This window comes from Methylobacterium sp. 1A, assembly GCF_058072805.1.
In genome coordinates, this window is record NZ_JBYQVE010000002.1 from 296,833 (window position 1) to 315,273 (window position 18,441).

Genomic DNA, 18,441 nt, shown 5'->3' on the forward strand with positions numbered 1-18,441 from the left:
CGGCCTACGGGTGCGAGTAACCGCGCGCCCGGACGGCGCGGAGCCCCGGTCTTCCCTCGCTCAGGATCGGCGCCGATGGCCGCGTTCACCGAATTGGTCTTCTCGGGCGTCCAGCCCACCGGCAATCTGCACCTCGGCAACTATCTCGGGGCGGTGAAGCGCTTCGTGGAGATGCAGGAGCGCGACGCGCAGTGCCTGTACTGCGTGGTCGACCTGCACGCGATCACCGTCTGGCAGGATCCCGAGGCCCTGCGCGGCCAGATCCGCGAGGTCACCGCCGCCTTCCTCGCCGCCGGCATCGATCCGAAGCGCTCGATCGTGTTCAACCAGAGCCAGGTGCCGCAGCACGCCGAGCTCGCCTGGATCTTCAACTGCGTCGCCCGCCTCGGCTGGCTGAACCGCATGACCCAGTTCAAGGAGAAGGCCGGCAAGGATCGGGAGAACGCCTCGATCGGCCTCTACGACTACCCGGTGCTGATGGCCGCCGACATCCTGGCCTACCGGGCGACCCATGTGCCGGTCGGCGAGGACCAGAAGCAGCACCTGGAGCTGACCCGGGACATCGCCCAGAAGTTCAACACCGACTTCTCGGGGTCGATCACGGCGCACGGCCACGGCGACGCGTTCTTCCCGATCACCGAGCCGCTGATCGGCGGCCCGGCCGCCCGGGTCATGTCGCTGCGCGACGGCACCAAGAAGATGTCGAAGTCGGATCCGTCGGACAACGCCCGCATCAACCTCACGGACGACGCGGACGCCATCGCGCAGAAGATCCGGAGAGCGAAGACCGACCCCGAGCCCCTGCCCTCCGAGGTGGCGGGCCTGAAGGAGCGGCCCGAGGCCGACAACCTTGTGGGGATCTACGCGGCGCTCGCCGGGATCACCCGCGAGGACGTTCTGCGCGATTTCGGCGGGGCGCAGTTCTCGACCTTCAAGCCGGCTCTGGCCGACCTCGCGGTGACGAGCCTCGCGCCGATCGCCGAGGAGATGCGCCGCCTCACCGCCGATCCGGGCCATATCGACGCCGTGCTGGCCGACGGCAGCGCCCGGGCCGAGACCATCGCGGCGCAGACCCTCGACGCGGTCAAGGACATCGTCGGCTTCGTCCGGCGCGGTCCCAGCCTGCAGGCGGTGCGGTGACCGTCCGGGCGCTGGTCTTCGACGTCTTCGGGACGCTGGTCGACTGGCGCTCCGGCGTCGCCCGCGAGGCGGCGCGGCTGCTCGCGCCCGTCGCGCCGGACCTCGATGCCGGCGCCTTCGCGGACGCGTGGCGGGCCCGCTACAACCCGTCGATGGAGACGGTGCGCTCCGGCGCCCGACCCTACGTCGACCTCGACACGCTCCAGGCCGAGTCGCTGCCCGGCGTGCTGGCGCAGTTCGGCATCGCGGGCGTCTCCGAGGCCGTGCGGGGCGAGCTTGTCCAGGCATGGCACCGGCTCGACGCGTGGCCCGAGGTGCCGGACGCGCTGCGACGCCTGCGCGAGAAGCACCTCCTGGCACCGAACTCAAACGGGCATGTCCGGCTGATGGCCGACCTCGCCCGCCGCAACGGCCTGATCTTCGACGCGGTGCTCGGCGCCGGCTATTCCCGCGACTACAAGCCGAAGCCGGCGCTCTACCGCGACGCGGTCGCGGCCTTCGGCTTCGCGGCCGGCGAGACCATGATGGTCGCCGCCCACTCGAACGATCTCGCGGCGGCCGCCAGCCACGGGCTCGCCACCGCCCACATCGCCCGCCCGCACGAGCACGGCCCGGCCGGCGGCGAGACCGCGCCGACGGTGCCGGTCACCCACGCGGCGCGGGATCTCGCGGATCTCGCCGACCGGCTCGGCTGCTGAGGACTTTTCACGGAAGGGTGCCATGGCCGACTGGAACCCCGCCCTCTACACCCGCTTCGAGGACGAGCGGACCCGCCCCGCCGCCGAGCTCCTCGCCCGCGTGCCCCTCGACGCACCGCGGCTCGCCGTCGATCTCGGCTGCGGGCCCGGCAACTCGACCGCGCTGATCGCGGCGCGCTTCCCCGACGCGGAGGTGATCGGCCTCGACACCTCGCCGGCCATGCTGGAGAGCGCCCGCGCCCGGCTCCCGGACCTCGCCTTCGCGCTGGCCGACGCCGCGACCTGGATACCGGACCGGGCGCCGGACCTGATCTACGCCAACGCCGTCCTGCAATGGCTGCCGGACCACGCGACCCTGCTGCCGCGGCTGTTCGGTCTCCTCGCCCCGGGCGGCGTGCTCGCCGTCCAGATGCCCGACAACCTCGCGGAGCACACCCATCGCCTGATGCGCGCGGTCGCGGCGGACGGCCCCTGGGCGGCCGCGATCGGCGATCCCGCCGTGGCCGGCCGCCTCGGGCGGATGCTGGAACCCGCCGCCTACTACGACCTGCTGGCGCCGCGCGCCGCCGAGGTCGATGTCTGGCGCACCGCCTACCACCACCGCATGGCGGACGCGGCCGCCATCGTGGACTGGGTCAGCGCGACCGGGCTCCGGCCGTTCCTCGACCCGCTGGATCCGGAGGAGCGGGCCGGCTTCCTGGCGGCCTACAACCGCGCGATCGACGCCGCCTACCCGCCGCGCAGTGACGGGCGGCGCCTGCTCGCCTTCCCGCGCGTGTTCATCGTCGCCCGCAAGGCGCCGTAGCGCGGGCCGGCACGGCGACCATCAGGCCGCGCGCACCGTTCCGAGGAAGCGGCCGACCTCCGCCCGGAGATGCGCGGATTGCCGCGACAGGTCCGCGGACGATTCCAGCACCTGACCGGCGGCAGAGCCGGTCATGTCGGCGGCTTCGGCCACGCGGGCGATGTTCGTCGTCACCTCGCCCGTGCCGGCGGCGGCCTGGGTCACGTTGCGGACGATCTCCTGGGTTGCCGTGCCCTGCTGCTCGACCGCGGCCGCGATCGTCGTGGCCGCCCCGCTGATCTCGTCGACGCGCGTCGTGATGCTGCCGATCGCCGAGGCCGCCTGCTCGGTCGAGGCCTGGACGCGGGCGATCTGGCCCGCGATCTCCTCGGTGGCCCGTGCGGTCTGTTCGGCCAGCGCCTTCACCTCGGCGGCCACGACCGCGAAGCCCCGTCCGGCCTCGCCGGCGCGGGCCGCCTCGATGGTGGCGTTGAGGGCCAGCAGGTTGGTCTGGCCCGCGATGCCGCTGATCAGCGCCACCACGTCCCCGATCTTCATCACGGCCGCACTCAGATCCTCGACCAGCCGCACCGTGCGCCCGGCCTCGTCGGCCGCGGCCCGCGCGAGCTGCGCGGATCCCTGCACCTGACGCCCGATCTCCTGCACCGAGCTGCCGAGCTCCTCGGCCGCCGAGGCCGCGGCCCGGACGTTGGCGGCGGCCTCCTCGGCCCCGGCCGCGACGGTGGTCGACTGGCCGGCGGTCTCCGACGCCGTGGCGGCCAGCGCCCCGGCCGTGGCCTGCAGCGCGGTGGCCGCGTCCGTGACCGTCGCGACGATGCCGCCGATGGCCTGCTCGAAGCTGTTCGCCAGGTCCGCGGTCACCCGCTTGCGGTCCCGGTCGGCCGCCGCCTGAGCCTTCGCCCGCGCCCGCGCGTCGGCCTCCGCCTGCGCCCGCAGGCCGTCGCGCAGCTTCAGCACGGCACGCCCGACCAGTCCGACCTCGTCGCGGCGCCGCGCCTCGCGCACATCCGCCCCGTAATCGCCCGCGGCCATGTCGCCGATGGTCCGGCCGAGGCCGCGGATCGGCGCCCCGACGAGACGGTGCAGCGCGCCGAAGACGGCCGCGCACCCGATCAGCACGCAGAGGACCGAGATGCCGATCAGCGTCGCGCGCGCCCGATCGGCGGCGGCCGTGAGCGTCGCCACCGGCACCGCGACGACGATCGCCCAGCGGTCGGGCGTCTCGCCCGCCTGGATATGCTGCGCCATGTAGCGCCACGGCGCCCCGTCCGGGCCCGGCGCGTCGGTCACCACCACGGCTCCCGCCGCGATCGCCTGCCGGGCCGCGTCGGCCGCCGACGCGTCGAAGCCGTGCATCGGCTTCCCGGCCGCCGCGCCGGTCGGATGCGCGACGGTCGTCCCGCTCGCCGAGACCACGGCCAGGTAGCCGGTCCCGAAAGGCTTCACCGCGCCGAGGGCGGCGTTCAGGGCGCCGAGGTCGATGTCGACGCCGGCGGTGCCGCGATACGTGCCGTCCACGCGGATCGGCGCGCCGAAGGACATCATGACGACGTCCTTTCCGGCCACCGGGTAGATGTAGGGTTCGATGGCGACCAAGCGGTTCAGCCGCTTCGGCCGGAGGTAATAGGCGCCGTCCGGCTCGGCCTCGTAACCCGTGAGGACCTCGCGCTTGATCGTGCCGCTCCCGCGGTTCCAGTAAGGCATGAAGCGGCCGCTCGCATCCGAGGAGGCCGTGCCGGCGAACGCGCGGTCGCGCCCGTCCAGGGCGTCCGGCTCCCAGCCCGTCCAGGTCGCGATCAGCTCGGGGTTGGCGCGCAGAAGCTCGCGCAGCAGCGCGTCGTAGATGTCCCGGTCCTGGATGCGGCCGGCGCGCAGGGCCGACGCGGAGGCCGCGATGCTCTCGGCAGTCTTGGCCGCTACCGCGAGGCGGAAGCGGACCTCGCGCGCCTCGTTCGACAGCGTCTCCGACTGTATCTCTGCGGCCTGCTCATCGAAGGAAGCGTCGATTCGGCGGGCGAGAAAAGTCGTCCCACCCGCGAACACTGCAGCGATCAGGATGCTGCAGATCAATGCGACGCGCAGCGGGAGCGAAACCATGGTTTTAACGGTCCGAGCAAAGATGCGATCGGCAAATTTGCACGAAATTTATGGCTCTGCACTCACACCGTCAAGAATTTTTTAGAACATGAAACTATCAAGCACGGAAATTTATCTTTATCAATATGTGATGCGGCAGATTTATACTCAACATCATCTTATTTGACGAAAATTGAGTTCCTCACCGGCCGCCCGGGACTGCGGGGCGGCCGGAATGGACGATCAGGCCTCGCCGCGGGCCATCAGCGCCTCGTACTCCGCGACTTCCAGCCGGCCCTCCTGGGCGACGCGGACCTTGTCGGCATCGCTGATCACGTCGCCCGCGAGGTCGAGGCGCTTCCAGGCGGCGAGCGGCGTCTCGCGGCCGGGCCGCGGCACGTACTTGTTCTGCTCGAGCTTCTGATACTTATGGATGTAGCGCGGGCAGTTGATCCAGATCTTCGTCACCGCGACCTTCACCAGGTACTTGGCCTCGGTGTACGCGGCCAAGAGGGCGTCGTCGCGCAGCAGCGTCGCGTGGCCCTGGACGCGGATCCGGTGGGGCGTCTCGAAGTCGATGAACAGCAGGCCGACCTTGGCCTGCCCCTCGATGTTGCCCATCGAGTAGAACATGCCGTTGCCGTCGAAGCCCGGGAAGACGAGCGTCTTGTCGTCGAGCACCTTCACGAAGCCCGTGGGACCGCCCTTGTAGGAGACCGTCGGCATCCCGTCCGGGTCGACGGTCGAGAGGAAGAACATGTCGCGGGAGCCGATGAAGGCGGCCTCGTCCGGCTGGACGGTCTCGTGGACCCAGTCCTCGTCGAGACGCACGGCGAGCTTGGTGGTGCCGAACTCCTCCTGCAGCGCCCGGTGCGCGTCGGAATAGAGCGATGCCATGCGTGTCCTCTCCGCTTGCCGGTCCTCGTACGCGCGGGACCGCTGGCGGGCTTATGGCCGGGACACCCCGTGTCGGGCAACCCGGAACGCCAAGGGCCGGCCACGCTTCCGCGTGACCGGCCCCGCGCGTGCGCGGCCGGGCCGGGCCCGACCGCGCGGATGCGGATCAGTTGCGGGTTTTGTCGACCAGCGCCTTCTCGGAGATCCACGGCATCATGCCGCGGAGCTTGGCGCCGACCTCCTCGATCGGGTGGGCGGCGAGCTTGGCGCGGGTCGCCTTGAACGAGGTCTGGTTGACCTTGTTCTCCAGCATCCAGTTGCGGGTGAAGGTGCCCGACTGGATGTCGTTGAGCACGCGCTTCATCTCGGCCTTGGTCTCGGGCGTCACGATGCGCGGGCCGGTGACGTACTCGCCGTACTCGGCCGTGTTGGAGATCGAGTAGTTCATGTTGGCGATGCCGCCCTCGTAGATGAGGTCGACGATCAGCTTCACCTCGTGGAGGCACTCGAAATAGGCCATCTCGGGGGCGTAGCCCGCCTCGACCAGGGTCTCGAAGCCGGCCTTGATCAGCTCGACGAGGCCGCCGCAGAGCACGGCCTGCTCGCCGAACAGGTCAGTCTCGCACTCCTCCTTGAAGGTCGTCTCGATGATGCCGGCGCGGCCGCCGCCATTGGCCGAGGCGTACGACAGGCCGAGGTCGTGGGCGTTGCCGGAGGCGTCCTGCGCGATGGCGATCAGGGTCGGCACGCCGCCGCCGCGGAGGTACTCGGAGCGCACGGTATGGCCCGGGCCCTTCGGGGCGACCATCAGGACGTCGAGGTTCTTGCGCGGCTCGATCAGGTTGAAGTGGACGTTGAGGCCGTGGGCGAACAGGAGCGCGGCGCCCTGCTTCATGTTGCCCTCGAGGGACTCGCGGTAGATGTCGCCCTGCAGCTCGTCGGGGGTCAGCATCATCACCACGTCGGCCCACTTGGCGGCCTCGGCGACCGACAGGACCTTGAAGCCCTCGTGCTCGGCCTTCTTGGCGGTGGCGGAGCCCTCGCGGAGCGCGATGACGATGTCCTTCACGCCGGAATCGCGCAGGTTGAGCGCGTGGGCGTGGCCCTGGCTGCCGTAGCCGACGATGGCGACCTTCTTGCCCTTGATCAGGTTCAGGTCGGCGTCGCGATCGTAATACACCCGCATGTCTGTCTCCTCTTAGACTTGGTGTTTCGGGTCGGGTCTGGCCCGGCCGTAGAGGGCCAGGAACTGCTCGACGGCGCGGCCCGCCTCGCGCCGGATCTCGGCCCCGTCGAGGTCGAGGGTCTCGCCGAGCAGAAGGCGGATCTGGATATCCCGGCCGACGAGGCCGAAGAAGGTGCGGAAGGCGGCCTCGCTGTCGGCGAAGCTCAGCAGGCCGGCGGCGCGGCCGGCCTCCAGCACGGGCTTCACCCGCTCGCCGATGGCGAAGCGCCCGTTCGCCAGGACGATGCCGCCGAGATTGCTCTTGCGCGAGCCCGCATGCGCGATGGCGATGCGGTTCAGCGCCACCGAGGTCGGGCCGGTGATGACCTCCAGCCACGTCACGGCGAAGTCCTGCAGGCGCTCCCGCAGGGTCGCGCCGTCGAGCACCTGAGCGCTGTCGTTCCCGGCATGGACCCGGGAGGCCTGCCAGCGCACCGTCGCGGTCAGCAACCCGTCCCGGTCGCCGAACCACTTGTAGAGCGTCTCCTTCGAGCAGCTCGCCCGGCGCGCGACCGCGTCCATGGTGAGCTGCTCGCCGTCCTCGACCATGAGGCCGAGCACGGCGTCCAGCACCGCTTGCTGGCGGGCCGACGGCTCTTCCCGCTCTGCTGTCGCGCTGGCCTGCATCATCTCGAATGGCGTACCGTACCGTACGGTACGCGCTTTAGGCCGATTCGTAGGGCTCGGCAAGGGGGTGCCGTGCCCGCACCTGCTAGCGGGGGAGCGGCAGTCCTTCGCGGGCGAAGACGGCCTGGACAGCCGGGCGCTCGGCGACCCGGCGCGCATGGGCGGTCCAGGCCGGGAAGCGCCCGGCCATGTCGAACCGGAGCACCGGGCCGTTGGCCCAGAACCAGAAGACCGTCAGGTAGGCGTCGACGACGCTGAACCGGTCGCCCACCGCCCAGCCGCCGTGCGACAGGCGCACCTCGGTCATGGTGGCGAGGTCCGCGTAGGTGTTGGCCGCCTTCGCCTTGATGCCCTCGAAGGCGCTCTCGTCCTCGGTGTAGCGCTCGGGCCGGCGGACATGGGCGTAGGTCACGTGGTGATTGCAGGCGAGCCAGCCGAGCCACTCGTCGGCGGCGGCCTGCTCGCGGAGATCCGTGGGCCAGAGCCCCTTCTCCGGCACCTGACGGGCGACGTGGCGCATGATGGCCGCGCACTCGGTGAGCACCCAGCCGTCCTCGGTCAGCGCCGGCACGCGGCCGCGATCGTTGATCGCGAGGTATTCCGGCCGGCGCTGGTCGCCCGCGGCGAGGTCGAGCTTGAGGCCCTCGTAGGGCAGCCCGGATTCCTCCAGGATGATGTGGGCGGCGAGCGAGCAGGCGCCGGGGGCGTAGTAGAGGGTGCGGGCGGTCATGAAGGCCTTTCTTCTGGGGGGAGCCGATGCAGTGCGCGCGAATCTCAGACGGCTAGGCCGAGAAGCGTCCTGAGCCTGCCGCGTACCTCGGCCACGATCTCATCGGGCACACTGCCGAGATTTCTCAGGATGCGTGCGGCCCTGTCAATCGAGCGGACTTGATCCACCAAGACAGCGCCCGTGACGGAGAGCCCCGGCGGCAGGAACACTTTCGTCGGCCATGGATGCGGGTTCCGCGTAATTGGGCAGACGATCACGCGACGCGTCAACTGGTTCATGTTCGGATCCGACACGACAAGCGCGGGCCGGATACCCTTCTGTTCCGTGCCGCGGACCGGCTCAAGATCGACGAGCAGGAGTTCGCCCGGCCTCGGCTGCCAGTCAGTACGGGTCGTTGTCGTCATCGATGATCTCAGACCCGCGATCCGGCCCCCACTCAACCGTCGGCGGCTCAGCTTCCGAGCCCAGTCGCCGGGCCTCGGCGATCATCTCTTCCATGGTGTAGACCGGCAGCCCATCGACATACCGGCGCCCAGCCCATTGCGTGGGCACCGGCTCGGGCGGGCGCTTCGACACGATCTCGACCGTCTCGCCCTCGCGGATGCCGAGTTCCTCGGCCTCCGCGCTGCTCAGCCGGACCGCGAGATCGTCACCCCAGCGAATGACCTTGGCTTCCATCGCTCCGCCTCCTGCGGGGACGGGGCATCGTAGCAGATTCGGGCCGCCTGATCCTACAGCGGCTCCGATCCCCGGCCCATCGCCGAGATGCCCGTCCGGCAGATCTCCACCAGCCCGATCACGCTCATCAGGCGCACGAACCGGTCGACATCCTCGGTGGCGCCGGTCAGCTCGAACACGAAGGAGTTGAGCGTGGCGTCCAGCGTCTTGGCGCCGAAGGCGGCGGCCAGCCGCAGGGCCTCGCTGCGGTGCTCGCCCTCGCCCTTCACCTTCACGAGGCAGATCTCGCGCTCGATGGCGTTGCCCTGGAGCGTGAGGTCCACGACCCGATGCACCGGCACCAGCCGGTCAAGCTGCGCCTTGATCTGCTCGATCACGGCGTTCGTCCCGGTGGTCACGATGGTGATGCGCGAGATGTGGCGCGCCTCCTCGGTCTCGGAGACGGTCAGGCTCTCGATATTGTAGCCGCGGCCGGAGAACAGGCCCGAGATGCGGGCGAGCACGCCGGGCTCGTTGTCGACGATCACCGCCAGCGTGTGCCGGTTCACCGGCTCGACGCGGACGGCATCGGGGTAGTGGGTGTTCATCGCGTTCATCGCCGGCCTCGTCCTCGTCGTTCGACCCATCGCCGCCGCAGCGGCGGATCGCGGCCCGGCGGTGACGCCGGGCCGCCCGCCCTCACACCAGCATCTTGCCTTCCTCGGAGATCACGTCGCCGAGCTCGACGCCGGTCTCGCCGAGGTAATCGGACAGGAGCATCTCGTTGTGCGCCTTGCCCGACGGGATCATCGGGAAGCAGTTCTCGGTCTTGTCGACGATGCAGTCGAAGATCACCGGGCCGTCATGGGCGAGCATCTCCGCGATGGCGCCGTCGAGGTCGCCCGGCTTCTCGCAGCGCATACCCTTGGCGCCGTAGGCCTCCGCGAGCTTCACGAAGTCCGGCAGGCTCTCCGAGTAGCTCTGCGAGTAGCGCGAGCCGTGCAGCAGCTCCTGCCACTGGCGGACCATGCCCATGTACTCGTTGTTCAGGATGAACACCTTGATCGGCAGGCGGTACTGCACCGCCGTCGACATCTCCTGCATGTTCATCAGGATCGAGGCCTCGCCCGCGATGTCGATCACGAGCCCGTCCGGGTGCGCGAGCTGGGTGCCGATCGCCGCCGGCAGGCCGTAGCCCATCGTGCCGAGGCCGCCCGACGTCATCCAGCGGTTCGGCTCGTCGTACTTGAAGTACTGGGCGGCCCACATCTGGTGCTGACCGACCTCGGTGGTGATGTAGGTCTCGCGGTCCTTGCAGGCCTCGTAGAGGCGCTGCACGGCGTATTGCGGCTTGATGATCGTGCCCGACGGCCAGTAGGCGAGGCAGTCCCGCGCCTTCCAGGCGCTGATCTTCTGGAACCACGGATCGAGGTTCGACTTGTCGGGCCGCGACGGCAGGGCGCGCCACGCCTCCAGCATGTCGCCGAGCACCGAGGCGCAGTCGCCAACGATCCCGACATCGACCTTCACGACCTTGTTGATCGAGGAGGCGTCGACGTCGATGTGGATCTTCTTGGAGAAGGGCGAGAACGCGTCGAGCCGGCCGGTGATCCGGTCGTCGAACCGCGCGCCGACGCAGATCATCACGTCGCACTCGTGCATCGCGAGATTGGCCTCGTAGGTCCCGTGCATGCCGAGCATGCCCAGGAACTTCTCGTCCGTGCCCGGATAGGCGCCGAGCCCCATCAGCGTCGAGGTGATCGGGAAACCGGTCTCGCGGACGAGCTCGCGCAGCAGCCGCGAGGCCTCCGGGCCCGAGTTGATCACGCCGCCGCCGGTGTAGAAGACCGGCCGGCGGGCACTCGCCATCAGGTCGACAGCCGCGCGGATCCGGTCGGCGTCGCCCTTGACGGCCGGGCGGTACGTCTTGTGGCTCGCGATCTCCGGGCGCTCGTAGAGGCCGGAGGCGAACTGGATGTCCTTGGGCAGGTCGACCACGACCGGGCCCGGCCGGCCGTTCGCCGCGACGTAGAACGCCTCGTGCAGGATGCGCGGCAGGTCGTCGATCGATTTGACCAGGTAATTGTGCTTCGTGCAGTGGCGCGTGATGCCGACCGTGTCGCATTCCTGGAACGCGTCGGTGCCGATCAGGTGCGTCGGAACCTGGCCGGTGATGCAGACCAGCGGGATCGAATCCAGCATCGCGTCGGTGAGCCCGGTGACGATGTTGGTCGCGCCGGGGCCCGAGGTGACGAGGACGCAGCCGACCTTGCCGGAGGAGCGGGCGTAGCCCTCCGCGGCGTGGACGGCGCCCTGCTCGTGGCGGACGAGGATGTGCTTGACGGCGTTCTGGTGGAAGAGCGCGTCGTAGATCGGAAGTACGGCGCCGCCCGGGTACCCGAACAGCGTGTCGACACCCTGATCCTGGAAGGCCCGGATGACCATCTCGGCCCCGGTCATGACCTCGCCGCCCATGCTCGTCTCCTCGCGCTCTCCGAGGCCACCGCGATCCCGTGATCGCCGCCCTGCCCCGTCCTCTCTCCCGGCACCCCCGTCACGCGGGGCGGTCTCCGCCTCGCCCGAAAGTGCCTCTCGCCTCGGTCACCCGTCTGCGCCGATCCCTTGCCGCCCTGGAGCGGGCAACAAAAAAGGGCCCCGAGGGACCCTGCATGCGCCACCGCTCGGATCGCGACCCTCGTTCAGGGCCGCCCCGTCGGTGACGCTACCGCTACAATAAGGACCGTCGTCATCGGAAACCCGAAACTGCCCCGCGGCGGCCCCATGATCCGGAACTGGCTCATGGTCGGCGCGCGAAGTGTCGGGCCTCTTAGCGGAGAGCGCGGAGCCGGTCAACGCGTCCGTGCGTGCAATCGCGCTGGTTCCGCGCCGGCTGAGTGCCGGAGCCGCGGCTCACTGCAGCGGCGGCGGGTAGCGGCGCACCCAGCCGCTCGCCGCGTCGTAGGCGGCGCCGAGCTGCAGGCAGGCGAGCTCGCCGTGGTTCGGACCGACGATCTGGATGCCAGTGGGCAGACCGGCCTCGCCGAAGCCCGCCGGCACGGCGAGCGACGGGAGGCCCGACATCGTCGCGGGGATCGTGATCTGCATCCAGCGGTGGTAGGTGTCCATCGCCCGTCCGCCCACCGTCTCGGGCCAGCGCAGGCTCTTGTCGAACGGGAAGACCTGGGCGCTGGGCATGACCACGTAGTCGTAGGTCTCCGTGAAGCGGCGCAGGGTCTCGTACCAGCGGGTGCGCCCCTCCAGCGCCGCGATGATCCGGTCGGCGCCGAGCGCCAGCCCCCGCTCGACCTCCCAGGCCGCCTCCGGCTTCAGCAGGGCCCGGTGGCGGGGCTCGTCGTAGAACGGGCGGAGATTCGCCGCGACCGTGAAGGCCCGCAGCACCAGCCAGTCCTGCCAGAGGGTCTCCATGTCGTAGCGCGGCATCGCCTCCTCGACGGTGCAGCCGATCTCCGCGAAGGTGGCGAGCGCCGAACGCCCGACGTCGAGCACGCCGGGATCGAACGGGATCTGGCCGCCGCAATCCCCGAGCCACGCGATCCGGGTCCCGCGGAAGTCGCGGGCGAGCGGGCTCGCGAAGGCGGACGGGTCCTGCCGAATGGCGTTCGGGCAGCGCGGGTCGTAGCCCGCCAGCACCGAGAGCATCAGGCCGATATCGCCGGGCGTGCGCCCGATCGCCCCGAGCACGCCGAGGTTCGGGCTGAACACGTCCTTGGCCTCGGCGGGGATCCGGCCCCAGCTCGGGCGCAGGCCGTAGCAGTTGTTGAAGGCCGGCGGGTTGCGCAGGGAGCCGGCATGGTCGCTGCCGTCGGCGACCGGCTGCATCCGCAAGGCGACTGCGACCGCGGCGCCGCCGCTCGAGCCGCCCCCGGTCTTGGCCGGATCGTAGGCGTTGCCGGTGGCGCCGTAGACCGGGTTGAAGCTGTGCGAGCCCAGGCCGAACTCGGGGATGTTGGTCTTGCCGATGAAGATCGCCCCGGCGGCGCGCAGGCGCGTCACCATGATCGAGTCGGTGTCGGCGACCCGGTCGGCGAAGATCGGGGAGCCCTGCGTGAACCGCAGGCCGCGGACCGGATCGAGATCCTTCACGGCCAGCGGGAAGCCGTGCAGCGGCCCGACGGCGTCCCCCCGCGCCAAGGCGGCATCGGCGGCCTCGGCCTCCCGCAGGAGCGCGGCATCGTCGGCGAGGCCCACGAGGGCGTTCACCTGCGGGTTGATCCGGTGGATCCGCTCCAGATAGGCGCGCATCACCTCCGCGCAGGAGATCACGCGGCCATGGATGGCGGCGGCGAGGTCCACGGCGCCGAGCGCCGTGATGCCATCCTGTCGCGCGTCCTGCATCTTGCCCTCCTCCGGATCGACGGAAGATCGGTAACCGGAGGTTGGATCCAGGCAAAGATGGCTTCAGCGGAAAGGATGGGTTGCCGAGGTCCGTCTTTGCGAGCGCAGCGAAGCAATCCAGTGTCGCCCGACGATCACCGATGTCGCGCTGCCCTGGGTCGCTTCGCTGCGCTCGCGATGACGGCTTGCAGCCACGGAGGCCGTCACGCCACCGACCAGGGCAGCGTCTCCTCGCCCCGGAACACCACCACCGCGGTGTCGTCGACCGCGACCGCCTCTGCGACCCGGCCCGGCCGCCGCTCCAGGGTGACGGTCCCGGCATTGGGCTCCAGCCCGTGGAAGCGGGCGCCGTTCAGCGACGCGAAGGCCTCCAACCGGTTCAGCGCCCCCTCCTCGTCGAAGACCTGCACGTAGGTCTGGAGCGCGGAAGGCCCGCAGAACACGCCGGCGCAGCCGCAGGACGCCTCCTTGGCGCCGCGGACATGCGGGGCGGTGTCGGTGCCGAGGTAGAAGCAGGCCTCGCCGGAGGTCGCGGCCTCGCGCAGGGCGAGCCGGTGCCGCTCGCGCTTGGCCACCGGCAGGCAGTACAGGTGCGGGCGCAGCCCCCCCTGGAAGATGTGCGTCCGGTTGATCACGAGGTGGTGCGGCGTGATCGTCGCCGCGCACCGGCTCCGGTGCTCCCGGACCACGTCGAGGATCTCCGCCGTGGTGGCGTGCTCCACGGTGACCTTCAGCCCCTGATGGCGAGCGAGCAGCGGGATCAGGCTGCCCTCCATGAAGGCGGCCTCGCGGTCGAAGATGTCGATCTCCGGGTCGGTCGCCTCGCCGTGGATCAGGAGCGGCATGCCGATCCGCTCCATGCGCTCCAGGACGGGGGTAATCCCGACGAGGTCCGTGACGCCCGCGTGCGAGTTCGTGGTCGCGCCGGCCGGGTAGAGCTTGGCGGCGACCCAGACCTTCTCGGCGAAGCCCCGCTCGATCTCGTCCGGGTCGGTGTCGTCCCGCAGGTAGCAGGTCATCAGCGGGGTGAAGTCCATGCCGGCCGGCAGGGCCGCCAGGATGCGCTCCCGGTAGGCCTGCGCCGCGGCGACCGTTGTCACCGGCGGCACGAGGTTCGGCATGATGATGCCCCGGGCGAACTGCGCCGCCGTGTAGGGCAGCACCGCCTTCAGCATCGCGCCGTCGCGCAGGTGGATGTGCCAGTCGTCCGGCCGCCGGATCGTGATCCGGTCGACGGTCTTCGCGTCCTGGCGCTCGGCGGGGAACAGGTCGGCGACGCTCATCGCGGGATGCCCCTCAGGCCTGGCCGAAGGCGGAGATGCCGCCGTGGGCCGCCGACCACTCCGCCGGCGCGTTGAGGAAGCGCTCGACCTCGGCCAGCGTCTTCGGGTCGAAGGTGCCCATCTCCTTGGCCACCGCCAGCACGTCCCACCACGTGGTGAGGTAGTGGAGCTTGATACCGATCTCCTCCATCAGCGCGGCGCTGTCAGGGAAGATGTCGTAGTAGAACAGCACGAAGCAGTGCTCGACCTGGGCGCCCGAATCGCGCAGGGCCTTGCAGAAATTGACCTTGCTGCGCCCGTCGGTGGCGAGGTCCTCGACGAGCAGCGTCCGGGCGCCCTCGACGATCTCGCCCTCGATCTGGGCGTTGCGGCCGAAGCCCTTGGGCTTCTTCCGGATGTACTGCATCGGCAGCATCATCCGGTCGGCGATCCAGGCCGCGAAGGGGATGCCGGCGGTCTCGCCGCCGGCGATGTGGGTCAGCTTCTCGTAGCCGATCTCGCGCACGATGGTGGCGGTGGCGAAATCCATCAGCGTCGAGCGCAGGCGCGGGAACGAGATGATCTTCCGGCTGTCGGTGTAGACCGGGCTCGCCCAGCCCGAGGTGAACTTGAACGGCTCGTCCTTGTAGAAGAGCACCGCCTCGATCTCGAGGAACATCTTGGCCGCCTCGCGGGCGATCACTTTCCGGTCGAGGGGCAGGAAGGGGCTGGTCATGCGGCGTGCGCGCTCCGCTTGGGGCGCTCTCCGGGGCCTTGAGAACCGGTCCGGCCAGAGAGATCGCGTGGGAATAGGGCCTGACCGCCCTCCTCCGCCCTGTCTCCGCCAGCGTCAACCCTGATCGCGGCGCTATCCGCGCCTCAAGCAGGTCTGCCGGCCCGCAGATGCGCGAGGTGCCGGATCGCCAGCGCGTAGCCGTGCGTGCCGAATCCCGCCAGCACGGCCGTGGCCGCGAGCGAGATGTAGGAATGGTGGCGGAAGGCCTCGCGGCGGTGGACGTTCGAGATGTGGCACTCGATCACCGGCACCTCGCAGGTGTTCAGCGCGTCGAGGATGGCGACCGAGGTGTGGGTGTAGGCGCCCGCGTTGATGACGATGCCGGCCGAGCCGACGCGGTACTCGTGGATCGCGTCGATCAGCACATGTTCGGCGTTGCTCTGGCGGAAATCGACCGCGAGGCCGAGGCCGGCGGCCGTCTCGCGGCACAGGGCCTCGACGTCGACCAGCGTCTCGCGGCCGTAGATCTCCGGCTGGCGCTTGCCGAGCAGGTTCAGGTTCGGCCCGTTCAGGACCAGGACGGTGTCGTTCATCGTGTGCCTCGCGGGTCGAGACGTGCGGCAAGCGCCCGCAAGACTCAAGTCCGGGCTGTCATCCGGCCGGAGATGTCCCGCACACGGACCTGCCGCCCGCGCCGGGCGGTTCAGATCCGGATCCCGCGGCGCTATCCCGGTCGCGGAAGCCCGATGCGGCAGGGAGGACAGGCGAATGGCAGGATCTCGGAGCGACGCGCCCGTGGTGATCGCGGTGGCGATCACCGGCTCGGTGCCGCGCAAGACCGACAACCCGGCCGTTCCGGTCACCGTGCCCGAGCAGATCGAGTCGACGCAGCAGGCCTTCGAGGCCGGCGCCACGCTCTGCCACATCCACGTGCGCAACGACGACGAGTCGCCCTCCTCCGATCCGGACAGGTTCGCCGCCGTGCAGGAGGGGCTGCGCCGGCACTGCCCGGGGATGATCGTGCAGTTCTCGACGGGCGGGCGCGGGCGCGACCCGGCCGCCCGCGGCCTCTCGCTCAAGCACCGGCCCGACATGGCCTCCCTGTCAACCGGCTCGGTGAACTTCCCGACGATCGTCTACGAGAATTCCGCGAGCCTCGTGACCGACCTCGCCGGCCAGATGAAGCAGTACGGCGTCCGGCCCGAGATCGAGATCTTCGACCTCTCGCACCTGCACGGCGCCAAGCGGCTGGTGGATGCGGGCCTGATCGACGCGCGCCCGCACGTGCAGTTCGTCATGGGCGTCCAGAACGCGATGCCGACCGAGGAGCACCTCCTCGACATCCTGCTCGCCGAGACCCGGCGGATCCTGCCGGAGGCGACCTGGACGGCGGCCGGGATCGGGCGCAACCAGGCGATCGTGATGGACTGGGCGCTCGCCCGCGGGGCGGACGCGGTCCGCACCGGCCTGGAGGACAACATCCGGGTGACGAAGGACCGTCTGGCGGCCAGCAACGCCGAACTCGTCGGCCTCGCCGCCGAGGCGGTGGCGCGCCACGGCCGCCGCGTCGCCACGCCCGCGGAGGCCCGCGCCGCCCTGGGCCTGGGTTGAGCGGGCACGGATGTTGCCGCGGTCGCGCGGTGGAGACGGCGCCGGATCCATGCGCCTCACGGCACGCACGCCGTCCCGACCGCGATCCCTGATCGTCGGCTGCGCCGCCGCGACTTGCGCGTTCCTGGTCGTGTCCTCGGAGGCTCCCGGTCAGGCAGGTCCGGGATCGGCGGAGGCGCTCGTGAACGGAATCCAGACCATTCGGCGCGGCGACACCGTCACGAAGGTCGACCGGACCGGCAAGGGTGCGGTGCTGTGCATGCGGGGCATCCTGCAGGCGATGCGCGCCGTCGGACAGGCGTGCCACGCCGGCGCCGACTTGGACTTCCAGCAGGAATTGCGCGCCGCGCTCGCGCGCATCGATCGCTTCATCGCCGACAACGCCCCGGACAGGACCGGGCCGCCGCGCGACGGGACGACGGAACCGGAGCAGCGGCCCGGCGCGGTCTGCGGCCGCGACGCGGAGGCCCTGTACGGGGCCCTGCGGACCGGCGGCGCCGCGGGCCTGCGCGCCCAGGTCGACGACCTGCTCTCGATCCCGCGCGAGCCGGTCATGAATCCGTGCCTGTGAGCCGGCTAGCGACGAAGTGGACTCGGGACGTCGCTCGCGCGGCGGCGATCCCGACCCACCTTCTCACGGCCGACCCGGCGTGCTAACGATCCGCCCGCGCGGGTGTAGCTCAATGGTAGAGCAGCAGCCTTCCAAGCTGAATACCCGGGTTCGATTCCCGGTACCCGCTCCAAGCCCGCCGCGCGCCGCGCCTTCGGGCTCATCCGTCAGATCCCGTCAGGCGACGCCCGTGAAGAAGGTGGCGTAGCCGTCGTCGTTCACCCGGGCGAGATAGGCCCGGTACGGACCGTAGCCCGGCTCCTCCGGCCCAATCCGCCCGTACCCGTGCGCACCCGCCTGCTCGGGCAGCAGCGCCAGGGGCGCCGCGGCCGGAGTCAGCTGCGTGCCGCGCCCGGCGTGGAGCGTCGTCAGGACCCCGTACATCTCGCCCTGGATGTTGGGGCGGCACAGCACCGCGAGGCGGTGCTGTCCGTGCCAGTTGGTCACGAGGTAGATCATGCCCGACTGGCTCGGCACGGCGACGCTGCCGGACTGCGCGAAGGGCGCGTCGAGCCGCTCGGCCTCGCGGAACACGAGGCGGGCCGCGTCCGCGTCCCAGGCGATCTCGGTGCGGTAGGCGAAGATCGCGCCCGCCGACCCGAACGAGGGCCGCAGGGTGAGGTAGCGCCCCTCGATCCAGGCGACGCTCTCCCGCGAGTAGGAGCCGAGCTCGTCGGGCGCGTGACGGGCCGCCTCCGGGGCCGGGCGCGCCGTCTCCTGGCGCAGGGACTGGCCCAGGGCTTCCTCCAGGCGGATCGTCGTCGCCAGGGTGAAGGGCCTGCGGCCGGCGAGCGCCTTCTCCAGGGTCGAGATGCTGATCCGGGCCTCCTCGGCCAGCGTCTGCCGCGAGATGCGCCGGCGGGCCAGCGCCTCGCGCACGGTCTGGGCAATGGCGCGGCTCTGCGCCTCGGACAGTTCGATCTCGCTCACAGGCACGGCTCGCACGGGCTTGACCCGCACAGATCCGCACGAAACCGCACATTCGCGCAAGCGCGGCCAAGCTGGCCGTCC

Annotated in this window: 19 protein-coding genes and 1 tRNA gene; 6 read left to right on the forward strand and 14 right to left on the reverse strand. The window is 70.5% G+C overall.

Going from position 1 to position 18,441, the window contains the following annotated elements; genetic code table 11:
- Positions 1-75: 75 nt before the first annotated feature.
- The 3 genes from trpS to tam are packed head-to-tail and all read left to right on the forward strand — an operon-like array spanning position 76 to position 2,643.
- Positions 76-1,140: a tryptophan--tRNA ligase gene (gene trpS, locus ACX9MN_RS21410; protein ID WP_489725357.1), complete on the forward strand. Its 1,065-nt coding sequence runs from the start codon at positions 76-78 to the stop codon at positions 1,138-1,140.
- A complete protein-coding gene (locus tag ACX9MN_RS21415) occupies positions 1,137-1,838 on the forward strand; it encodes a haloacid dehalogenase type II (RefSeq protein WP_091925528.1) in 702 nt (233 codons plus the stop codon). Before trpS ends, ACX9MN_RS21415 begins: the two co-directional genes overlap by 4 nt.
- Positions 1,839-1,860: 22 nt before the next feature.
- Positions 1,861-2,643: a trans-aconitate 2-methyltransferase gene (gene tam / locus ACX9MN_RS21420; RefSeq protein WP_489725358.1), complete on the forward strand. Its 783-nt coding sequence runs from the start codon at positions 1,861-1,863 to the stop codon at positions 2,641-2,643.
- A gap of 21 nt (positions 2,644-2,664) precedes the next feature.
- Here tam and ACX9MN_RS21425 read toward each other — a convergent pair whose 3' ends face one another.
- The 13 genes from ACX9MN_RS21425 to aroQ all read right to left on the reverse strand — a co-directional run bounded on the left by ACX9MN_RS21425 (position 2,665) and on the right by aroQ (position 15,802).
- Positions 2,665-4,740, reverse strand: a complete 2,076-nt coding sequence (locus tag ACX9MN_RS21425) for a methyl-accepting chemotaxis protein (protein ID WP_489725359.1) — start codon at positions 4,738-4,740, stop codon at positions 2,665-2,667.
- A gap of 222 nt (positions 4,741-4,962) precedes the next feature.
- Complete coding sequence (locus tag ACX9MN_RS21430) at positions 4,963-5,616, reverse strand: pyridoxamine 5'-phosphate oxidase family protein (RefSeq protein ID WP_331299382.1); 654 nt, start codon at positions 5,614-5,616, stop codon at positions 4,963-4,965.
- Between the two features lie 166 nt (positions 5,617-5,782).
- On the reverse strand, positions 5,783-6,802 hold the full coding sequence (ilvC, locus tag ACX9MN_RS21435; RefSeq protein ID WP_489725360.1) for a ketol-acid reductoisomerase: 1,020 nt from the start codon (positions 6,800-6,802) through the stop codon (positions 5,783-5,785).
- A 12-nt stretch (positions 6,803-6,814) separates the two neighbouring features.
- On the reverse strand, positions 6,815-7,471 hold the full coding sequence (locus tag ACX9MN_RS21440; RefSeq protein WP_489725361.1) for a TetR/AcrR family transcriptional regulator C-terminal domain-containing protein: 657 nt from the start codon (positions 7,469-7,471) through the stop codon (positions 6,815-6,817).
- 82 nt (positions 7,472-7,553) lie between these two features.
- Entirely contained in the window at positions 7,554-8,198 is a 645-nt protein-coding gene (locus ACX9MN_RS21445; protein WP_091977792.1) for a glutathione S-transferase family protein, read from the reverse strand.
- Between the two features lie 44 nt (positions 8,199-8,242).
- On the reverse strand, positions 8,243-8,602 hold the full coding sequence (locus tag ACX9MN_RS21450; protein WP_489725362.1) for a type II toxin-antitoxin system PemK/MazF family toxin: 360 nt from the start codon (positions 8,600-8,602) through the stop codon (positions 8,243-8,245).
- The gene (locus ACX9MN_RS21455; RefSeq protein ID WP_489725363.1) at positions 8,580-8,876 is read right to left on the reverse strand and encodes an AbrB/MazE/SpoVT family DNA-binding domain-containing protein; all 297 of its coding nucleotides are present in this window, start codon (positions 8,874-8,876) and stop codon (positions 8,580-8,582) included. Before ACX9MN_RS21455 ends, ACX9MN_RS21450 begins: the two co-directional genes overlap by 23 nt.
- 53 nt (positions 8,877-8,929) lie before the next feature.
- Positions 8,930-9,472 carry an acetolactate synthase small subunit gene (gene ilvN / locus ACX9MN_RS21460; RefSeq protein WP_489725364.1) on the reverse strand — a complete coding sequence of 181 codons (543 nt, stop codon included), beginning with the start codon at positions 9,470-9,472 and terminating at the stop codon, positions 8,930-8,932.
- Between the two features lie 82 nt (positions 9,473-9,554).
- Positions 9,555-11,330 (reverse strand): acetolactate synthase 3 large subunit, encoded by a 1,776-nt coding sequence (locus ACX9MN_RS21465; protein ID WP_489725365.1) that lies wholly within the window; start codon positions 11,328-11,330, stop codon positions 9,555-9,557.
- Positions 11,331-11,765: 435 nt separating this feature from the next.
- The gene (locus tag ACX9MN_RS21470) at positions 11,766-13,211 is read right to left on the reverse strand and encodes an amidase (protein WP_489725366.1); all 1,446 of its coding nucleotides are present in this window, start codon (positions 13,209-13,211) and stop codon (positions 11,766-11,768) included.
- A 203-nt stretch (positions 13,212-13,414) separates the two neighbouring features.
- On the reverse strand, positions 13,415-14,494 hold the full coding sequence (pyrC, locus tag ACX9MN_RS21475) for a dihydroorotase (protein WP_489725367.1): 1,080 nt from the start codon (positions 14,492-14,494) through the stop codon (positions 13,415-13,417).
- Positions 14,495-14,507: 13 nt separating this feature from the next.
- On the reverse strand, positions 14,508-15,209 hold the full coding sequence (locus tag ACX9MN_RS21480) for an orotate phosphoribosyltransferase (RefSeq protein WP_020090728.1): 702 nt from the start codon (positions 15,207-15,209) through the stop codon (positions 14,508-14,510).
- Positions 15,210-15,352: 143 nt separating this feature from the next.
- The gene (aroQ, locus tag ACX9MN_RS21485; RefSeq protein WP_489725368.1) at positions 15,353-15,802 is read right to left on the reverse strand and encodes a type II 3-dehydroquinate dehydratase; all 450 of its coding nucleotides are present in this window, start codon (positions 15,800-15,802) and stop codon (positions 15,353-15,355) included.
- 175 nt (positions 15,803-15,977) lie between these two features.
- Here aroQ and ACX9MN_RS21490 point away from each other — a divergent pair, with 175 nt between their 5' ends.
- From ACX9MN_RS21490 to ACX9MN_RS21500, 3 genes are all read left to right on the forward strand, one after another.
- The gene (locus ACX9MN_RS21490; protein ID WP_489725369.1) at positions 15,978-16,820 is read left to right on the forward strand and encodes a 3-oxoadipate:acetyl-CoA acetyltransferase; all 843 of its coding nucleotides are present in this window, start codon (positions 15,978-15,980) and stop codon (positions 16,818-16,820) included.
- 181 nt (positions 16,821-17,001) lie between these two features.
- Complete coding sequence (locus ACX9MN_RS21495; protein WP_489725370.1) at positions 17,002-17,391, forward strand: hypothetical protein; 390 nt, start codon at positions 17,002-17,004, stop codon at positions 17,389-17,391.
- 98 nt (positions 17,392-17,489) lie between these two features.
- Positions 17,490-17,563 (forward strand) — tRNA-Gly (locus ACX9MN_RS21500).
- Between the two features lie 44 nt (positions 17,564-17,607).
- Here the strand turns inward: ACX9MN_RS21500 and ACX9MN_RS21505 are convergent.
- The gene (locus ACX9MN_RS21505) at positions 17,608-18,360 is read right to left on the reverse strand and encodes a helix-turn-helix domain-containing protein (RefSeq protein WP_056531588.1); all 753 of its coding nucleotides are present in this window, start codon (positions 18,358-18,360) and stop codon (positions 17,608-17,610) included.
- Positions 18,361-18,441: the final 81 nt, after the last annotated feature.

Coding starts and splice junctions, on each gene's coding strand:
- tam (WP_489725358.1), top strand. CDS start 1,861: ATGGCCGACTGGAACCCCGCCCTCTACACCCGCTTCGAGGACGAGCGG.
- ACX9MN_RS21490 (WP_489725369.1), top strand. CDS start 15,978: ATGGCAGGATCTCGGAGCGACGCGCCCGTGGTGATCGCGGTGGCGATC.
- ACX9MN_RS21425 (WP_489725359.1), bottom strand. CDS start 4,740: ATGGTTTCGCTCCCGCTGCGCGTCGCATTGATCTGCAGCATCCTGATC.
- ACX9MN_RS21480 (WP_020090728.1), bottom strand. CDS start 15,209: ATGACCAGCCCCTTCCTGCCCCTCGACCGGAAAGTGATCGCCCGCGAG.
- ACX9MN_RS21450 (WP_489725362.1), bottom strand. CDS start 8,602: ATGACGACAACGACCCGTACTGACTGGCAGCCGAGGCCGGGCGAACTC.
- ilvN (WP_489725364.1), bottom strand. CDS start 9,472: ATGAACGCGATGAACACCCACTACCCCGATGCCGTCCGCGTCGAGCCG.
- ACX9MN_RS21465 (WP_489725365.1), bottom strand. CDS start 11,330: ATGGGCGGCGAGGTCATGACCGGGGCCGAGATGGTCATCCGGGCCTTC.
- ACX9MN_RS21445 (WP_091977792.1), bottom strand. CDS start 8,198: ATGACCGCCCGCACCCTCTACTACGCCCCCGGCGCCTGCTCGCTCGCC.
- pyrC (WP_489725367.1), bottom strand. CDS start 14,494: ATGAGCGTCGCCGACCTGTTCCCCGCCGAGCGCCAGGACGCGAAGACC.
- ilvC (WP_489725360.1), bottom strand. CDS start 6,802: ATGCGGGTGTATTACGATCGCGACGCCGACCTGAACCTGATCAAGGGC.
- ACX9MN_RS21455 (WP_489725363.1), bottom strand. CDS start 8,876: ATGGAAGCCAAGGTCATTCGCTGGGGTGACGATCTCGCGGTCCGGCTG.
- ACX9MN_RS21430 (WP_331299382.1), bottom strand. CDS start 5,616: ATGGCATCGCTCTATTCCGACGCGCACCGGGCGCTGCAGGAGGAGTTC.
- ACX9MN_RS21440 (WP_489725361.1), bottom strand. CDS start 7,471: ATGATGCAGGCCAGCGCGACAGCAGAGCGGGAAGAGCCGTCGGCCCGC.
- trpS (WP_489725357.1), top strand. CDS start 76: ATGGCCGCGTTCACCGAATTGGTCTTCTCGGGCGTCCAGCCCACCGGC.
- aroQ (WP_489725368.1), bottom strand. CDS start 15,802: ATGAACGACACCGTCCTGGTCCTGAACGGGCCGAACCTGAACCTGCTC.
- ACX9MN_RS21470 (WP_489725366.1), bottom strand. CDS start 13,211: ATGCAGGACGCGCGACAGGATGGCATCACGGCGCTCGGCGCCGTGGAC.